Origin of the sequence: Mesorhizobium sp. M7A.T.Ca.US.000.02.2.1, assembly GCF_003996995.1 — a bacterium.
Classification (GTDB): domain Bacteria; phylum Pseudomonadota; class Alphaproteobacteria; order Rhizobiales; family Rhizobiaceae; genus Mesorhizobium.
Map to the genome: position 1 here is coordinate 1 of NZ_RZTT01000388.1, position 5,759 is coordinate 5,759.

The 5,759-nt window shown below is 62.1% G+C and carries 6 protein-coding genes and 1 pseudogene; 2 read left to right on the forward strand and 5 right to left on the reverse strand.

Going from position 1 to position 5,759, the window contains the following annotated elements; genetic code table 11:
- From EOD15_RS27260 to EOD15_RS27280, 5 genes and pseudogenes are all read right to left on the reverse strand, one after another.
- Positions 1-212 (reverse strand): annotated as a pseudogene (locus EOD15_RS27260) (anti-sigma factor); the annotation flags it as partial.
- Entirely contained in the window at positions 209-754 is a 546-nt protein-coding gene (locus tag EOD15_RS27265; protein WP_127321069.1) for a sigma-70 family RNA polymerase sigma factor, read from the reverse strand. The pseudogene EOD15_RS27260 and the gene EOD15_RS27265, both read right to left, overlap by 4 nt.
- Before the next feature lie 128 nt (positions 755-882).
- On the reverse strand, positions 883-1,416 hold the full coding sequence (locus EOD15_RS27270; protein ID WP_127321068.1) for a response regulator transcription factor: 534 nt from the start codon (positions 1,414-1,416) through the stop codon (positions 883-885).
- Complete coding sequence (locus EOD15_RS27275; protein ID WP_164761782.1) at positions 1,406-2,686, reverse strand: ATP-binding protein; 1,281 nt, start codon at positions 2,684-2,686, stop codon at positions 1,406-1,408. The genes EOD15_RS27270 and EOD15_RS27275 overlap by 11 nt, the downstream gene beginning before the upstream one ends.
- A gap of 38 nt (positions 2,687-2,724) precedes the next feature.
- On the reverse strand, positions 2,725-4,038 hold the full coding sequence (locus EOD15_RS27280) for an MFS transporter (protein ID WP_127268838.1): 1,314 nt from the start codon (positions 4,036-4,038) through the stop codon (positions 2,725-2,727).
- A gap of 167 nt (positions 4,039-4,205) precedes the next feature.
- Between EOD15_RS27280 and cyoA the strand changes: the two genes are divergently transcribed.
- Positions 4,206-5,375, forward strand: a complete 1,170-nt coding sequence (cyoA, locus tag EOD15_RS27285; protein WP_127321066.1) for a ubiquinol oxidase subunit II — start codon at positions 4,206-4,208, stop codon at positions 5,373-5,375.
- 15 nt (positions 5,376-5,390) lie between these two features.
- On the forward strand, positions 5,391-5,759 hold a 369-nt coding region (locus tag EOD15_RS27290), incomplete at its 3' end, for a cbb3-type cytochrome c oxidase subunit I (RefSeq protein ID WP_185929088.1).

Sequence of the window (5,759 nt, forward strand, 5' to 3'; positions counted from 1 at the left end):
GCATCGGCGGTCGCAGGGCGCGCCATGCCCTTGGAGCCGGCAAGCGCCACGCGCAGTTCATCGCGGGTCCTGAGATCCGACATCACGCGCGCCGCCGCCTCCGGGCGAGCGGACAAGAATGCTTCGACCTCGATGCGGCGGGTGACGTCGACCTGGTCGTCGACATAGGCGTCGAGGTCGATATCGGTCACGGGATCGACAGTTGCGGTCATGACGGGCCTCCAACGATCCTGAGGTGGTTTTTTGCCTTCGCGGGCTCCTCCATCTCGCGCAGTGCGGCGCGCGCCCTGCCGATGCGTGACATCAGCGTGCCGAGCGGCACGCCGCTGGCATCGGCGGCCTGCTGGTAGGAGAGGCCTTCGATGGCGACGAGGTGCAGCGCTGAACGCTGTTCTTCCGGCAGGCTGAAGAAAGCCTCGCGCACCTGCGCCAGGCGCACCGAATGTTCCTGTGGTGCCGGCGTGCTGCCGTCGGCCAGGTATCCAGCCTGTTCGACGCGCGACGCTTCGGACTTGCGGGACCGCATCTTGTCGATGAAGGTGTTGTGGACGATCGACAGCAGCCACGCGCGCAGGTTTCCGCCGGAGCGGAACGTGCTGCGCCGCTCATAGGCGCGCACCAGCGCGTCATGGACAAGATCCTCGGCGTCGGTGCTGTCGCGCGTCAGCGAGCGCGCATAGCGACGCAGCGAACCTAGCTGTCCTATGATGTCAAAGCGTGGCACCGGCGGTTTCATGTCCTGTTTACGGAGCATGTAGGGATTTTAATCCCTGCCCTGCCAATTTTTTCCCTTCGGAGGACATCGTTCGAATGTAACGATTGTTGCCGGCATCAATTTTATCATTGGTATCGGCACGATGTGCGATGCCCGGTAGATCGTGCCTACTTCACACGCCTCTTCTCCAGCTTCCGCGCCAGAGTCCGTCGGTGCATGCCCAGCCGTCGTGCCGTCTCCGAAATGTTGAAGTCGGCCTCCACCAACGTCTCGTGGATGCGCTCCCATTCGAGGTTCTTTATCGAGGTTGGTCGCTCGGCGAGCGGCACCGAAGCATTGCCTTCGACCTGGCCGAAAGCCGCTTCAATGTCGTCGGTATTGGCGGGTTTGGCGAGATACTGGCAGGCGCCGAGCTTGATCGCCTCGACAGCGGTGGCGATGCTTGCAAAGCCGGTCAACACGACGATCCGCATTTCAGGATCGTGCTCGTGCAGCGCCCTGACGCATTCCAGGCCCGAGCCGCTGGCAAGCTTGAGATCGACGACGGCATATTGGAAGGCAACGGTGCCGATCAGCGCATGCACGCCGTCGACGCTCCGGCAGCTATGCGTTTCGTAGTCACGCCGTTCGAAAGACCGGCGCAGTGCGTTGGCAAAGGCGATGTCGTCCTCGACGATCAACAGCGTGCGTTTAGTCGGCATTGTGCCCTCGCGCAGACAGAGCAGCCAGTGGCAGATGCAACGTAACCGAAGCTCCCCCCTCGGTTCTATTTCTTACGGTGACGGTACCCCCCAGCTTGCGGATGACATTGACGACCAGAAACAGGCCGAGCCCGCTACCTGGCCGGTTCTTGGTCGACGTGTAGGGCTTGCCGAATTCTGCAAGCATGGCTTCTTCAAATCCTGGTCCCGAGTCGACAACTTCGACGATGAGATCGTCCGCGTGGCGGCTGACGATCAACCCGACCCATAGAGGCGACGCTTCAAGTGCGTTGTCCAGTACATTGAACATCACCTGTTTGAGCGCGGGATCGGAGACGATCTCCTGGTTGGCGCCGAAACGCCTGGTGTATTCGAAACCTTGCGGCAGCCGTGTCGATTTCCATTCGGCCACCAGCTCCGCCAGGAAGGCGTCGACGGAGGTGCGAACCGTGCCTTCGCCGCGCAATTCGCCCGACGACATCAGGATTCCCGAAACGATCTTCTTGCAACGGTCCAACTGGCCCTGCATCTCCCGGATTTCCTGCGCCAGATCCGGATCGGCGTCGAGAGCCGGCATGCGCTGCCAGTCGTTGAGGATGACGGAAAGCGTGGCCAGCGGCGTGCCGAGCTCATGCGCGGCACCGGAGGCGAGCAGGCCCATCCTGACGATGTGAGCCTCCTCCGCCGACTGCTGGCGCAAATCCGCAAGATGGGCGTCACGGGTGCGAATGTTGTTCTGGACCCTGGTGATGAACAGCACCAGAAGCGTTGCCGCCAGGACGAAACAGATGAACATGCCCTGGATGTGCAGGCTGAACAGCCCGGCACCGTGTGCGGCGGGCAGGCTGATCTCACGGTAAAAAGTAGTCAGCGCGATGAAGCACGTGCTTGCAATGAAGACCAGCGCCCAGACCGACCATGTCTCCAGCAGCACCGCGCCCAGAATGACCTGGAGCAGGTAAAGCGAAATGAAGGGATTGGACGCGCCGCCGCTCAGGTAAAGCTGGACCGTCAACGCGGTGACGTCGAGCAGCAGTCCAAGAAACAGCTCGGTGTTGGTGATCGCGTCCTGGCTGCTGTGCCGGCGCAGGCTGGCGACATTGAGAGCGATCAGCAGCAGGATCACCACCGCCATCGGGACCAGCGGTAATCCGATGCCGAGCACGTAGCGGACGAACAGGATCGTCACGATCTGACCACCGACCGCGATCCAGCGCAGTTGAATCAGAAGCAGAAAATTCTGTTTGTTGGTCTTGTCGTGCAGAGTCATTGGGCCGGGAGGTCCCCAGCCCTGGCCAAGCAGGTCACTCAAGCGGGCGTCCGATCCAGGCGCTGGTTGAGCCTCAGCGCAAGCAACGTGCATAGCGCTCCCGACAACAGATAGGCGCCTGATGAGATCAGCCCGAAATGGGCGGACAGGAACAGGGCGACTATGGGGGCGAAGCCCGCCCCGAACAGCCAGGCGAGATCCGAGGTCAGCGCTGCCCCTGTATAGCGGTAGGTCTTTGAAAAGTTCGAGGCGAGTGCTCCTGAAGACTGGCCGAACGACAGGCCGAGCAGGACGAAGCCCAAGACCATGAAGACGGACTCTCCGACGAAGCCGCCATCGAGCAGCTGTGGCGCGAAACCGCTGAACACGGCGATGGCCACCGCCGAGCCTCCTAGCAAGGGCCAGCGCCCAACCCGGTCTGCGACGAAGCCCGAGATCGCGATTGCCGCCAGGCCGAAGAAGGCTCCGATCGTCTCGATGACCAGGAACCGGGCCGGTCCCTCGCGCGTGAACAGGAAAATCCAGGACAGAGGAAACACCGTCACCATGTGGAACAGGGCGAAGCTCGCCAGCGGCGCGAAGGCGCCGAGCACGACAGTGCGCCCTTCGGCGCGCAACGTTTCGCGGACGGAAGTCGGCTCCAGTTCCTGGCCTTCGAACAGTTTGGTGTATTCCGGCGTCACCACGATGCGCAGCCGTGCGAACAGGGCGACGACATTGATGGCGAAGGCGACAAAGAACGGGTAGCGCCAGCCCCAGCTGAAGAAGTCTTCGGCCGACAGGTTGCCGACGAAATATGCAAACAGGGCGCTGGCAACGATGAGCCCGAGTGGTGCGCCCAGCTGCGGGATCATCGCATACCAGCCGCGGCGCTTTTCGGGCGCATTCAACGCCAGCAGCGAGGCAAGTCCGTCCCATGTCCCGCCCAGCGCCAGTCCCTGACCGATCCGGAACATGGCCAGCAGCCAGGCCGAAGCCTGGCCGATCTGGTCGTAACCGGGCACGAAGGCGATCGACACGGTCGAGGTCCCCAGCAGGAACAGCGCGATGGTGAGCTTGGCGCTGCGTCCGTAGGCGCGGTCGAGCGCGGTGAAGATCGCCGTGCCGATCGGCCGCGCGATGAAGGCAAGCGCGAAGATGGCGAACGAGTAGAGCGTGCCGGTCAACGGGTCGGCATAAGGAAATACGAGCTTCGGAAAAACGATGACGGAAGCGATCGCGTAGACGAAGAAGTCGAAGAATTCCGACGTCCTGCCGATGATGACGCCAACGGCGATTTCGCCGGGCTTCACTTCATGATGCCGCGCGTTGATCCGTCTTGCGTCGGCTTCGATCTTAGAAGTTGGGCTCACAGCATTCTCCGTCGCCCCGCCGCGGTCTCATTACGATCGCTTGCCATGTGCGCGGGCCAGGTGCTTTGATGAGGCCTGCCGCGTCATTGCGGCATTGGACAAATTGTCCAATGCCTTCATTGCCGCGGTACGGTTAGCACTGGGGGGAACAACCGACAGGTCATACATTGAGCCGTCTCCGTACCCTTTTCCTGCTGCCCCTGCTGGCATCGCTCGGCTCCTGCAGCATGGTCGTCATGAACCCTGCCGGCGACGTCGCCGCGCAGCAGCGCGACCTGCTGATGGTGTCCACGGCACTGATGCTGATCGTCATCATACCGGTCATGGCTCTCACCATATTCTTTGCCTGGCGATACCGCCAGTCCAACCGCGAGGCGCGCTACGAGCCGGATTGGGACCACTCGACCCACCTCGAACTCGTCATTTGGGCTGTGCCGCTTCTGATCATAATCTGCCTGGGCGCAGTGACCTGGATGGGCACCCATCTGCTCGACCCCTATCGTCCGATCGGACGTGTCGCGGCCGGCAAGCCGCTGCCGCCGGATGTGCGCCCGCTTGAGGTCGAAGTCGTCGCGCTCGACTGGAAATGGCTGTTCATCTATCCCGAGTACGGCGTGGCCATGGTCAACGAACTGGCTGCGCCGGTCGACCGGCCGATCAGCTTTCGCATCACCTCCGCATCGGTGATGAACTCCTTCTACATTCCAGCACTGGCCGGCCAGATCTATGCAATGCCGGGTATGGAAACCAGGCTGCACGCGGTCATAAACAAGTCCGGCGACTATGAAGGATTCTCCGCCAACTACAGCGGCGCCGGCTTCTCGGGAATGCGCTTCGCGTTCCACGGCCTGGACGATGCCGGTTTCCAGGCATCGATCGCGAAGGCAAAGGACGGCGGCGGCAAGCTCGACCGAAACGGCTATCTGGAGCTCGAACAGCCCAGCGAGAACCAACCCGTGCGCCACTATGCGGCGGTGGATGCCGATCTCTACAAGGCGATCCTCAACATGTGCGTCGAGCCCGGCAAGATGTGCATGAGCGAGATGTCGCAGATCGATGCCAAGGGCGGTCTGGGAATGGCCGGCATCCGCAACACCCTGCCGCTGCTGTATGACAAGTTCGCCCGGCGCGGCACGATATTCGGCCCTGCCCCATCCTATGTCGCCAGTATATGCACGACCGAAGAAGCACTGGCGGCTTCGAAGGCCGATCAATCCGCCACGCCGATGACCTCGACGCCGATAGTCGGCGCTGGTCTGCAACGGCCACCGCCCCTGTCGATCCGACTGCCGTCACCTTCCGCAACCGGCACGCTTCGGTCGCCCTTCAACTCCTGAGGCGCCACGCAAGACATGTTCGACAATCCTGCTTTTCTCAAGGCGATCTTCGGCCGGCTTACGCTCGAGTCGCTGCCGCTGCACGAACCCATCGTGGTCGCGACCTTCATAGTCGTCGCGCTGGGCGGCGTGGCACTCGTCGGCGCACTGACCTATTTCAAGCTCTGGGGCTATCTGTGGCGCGAATGGTTCACCAGCGTCGACCACAAGCGCATCGGCGTGATGTACATGGTGCTCGGCATCATCATGCTGCTGCGCGGCTTCAGCGACGCCATCATGATGCGGCTCCAGCAGGCGATGGCCTTCGGCGGTTCGGAAGGCTATCTCAATTCGCATCACTACGACCAGATCTTCACCGCGCACGGCGTGATCATGATCTTCTTC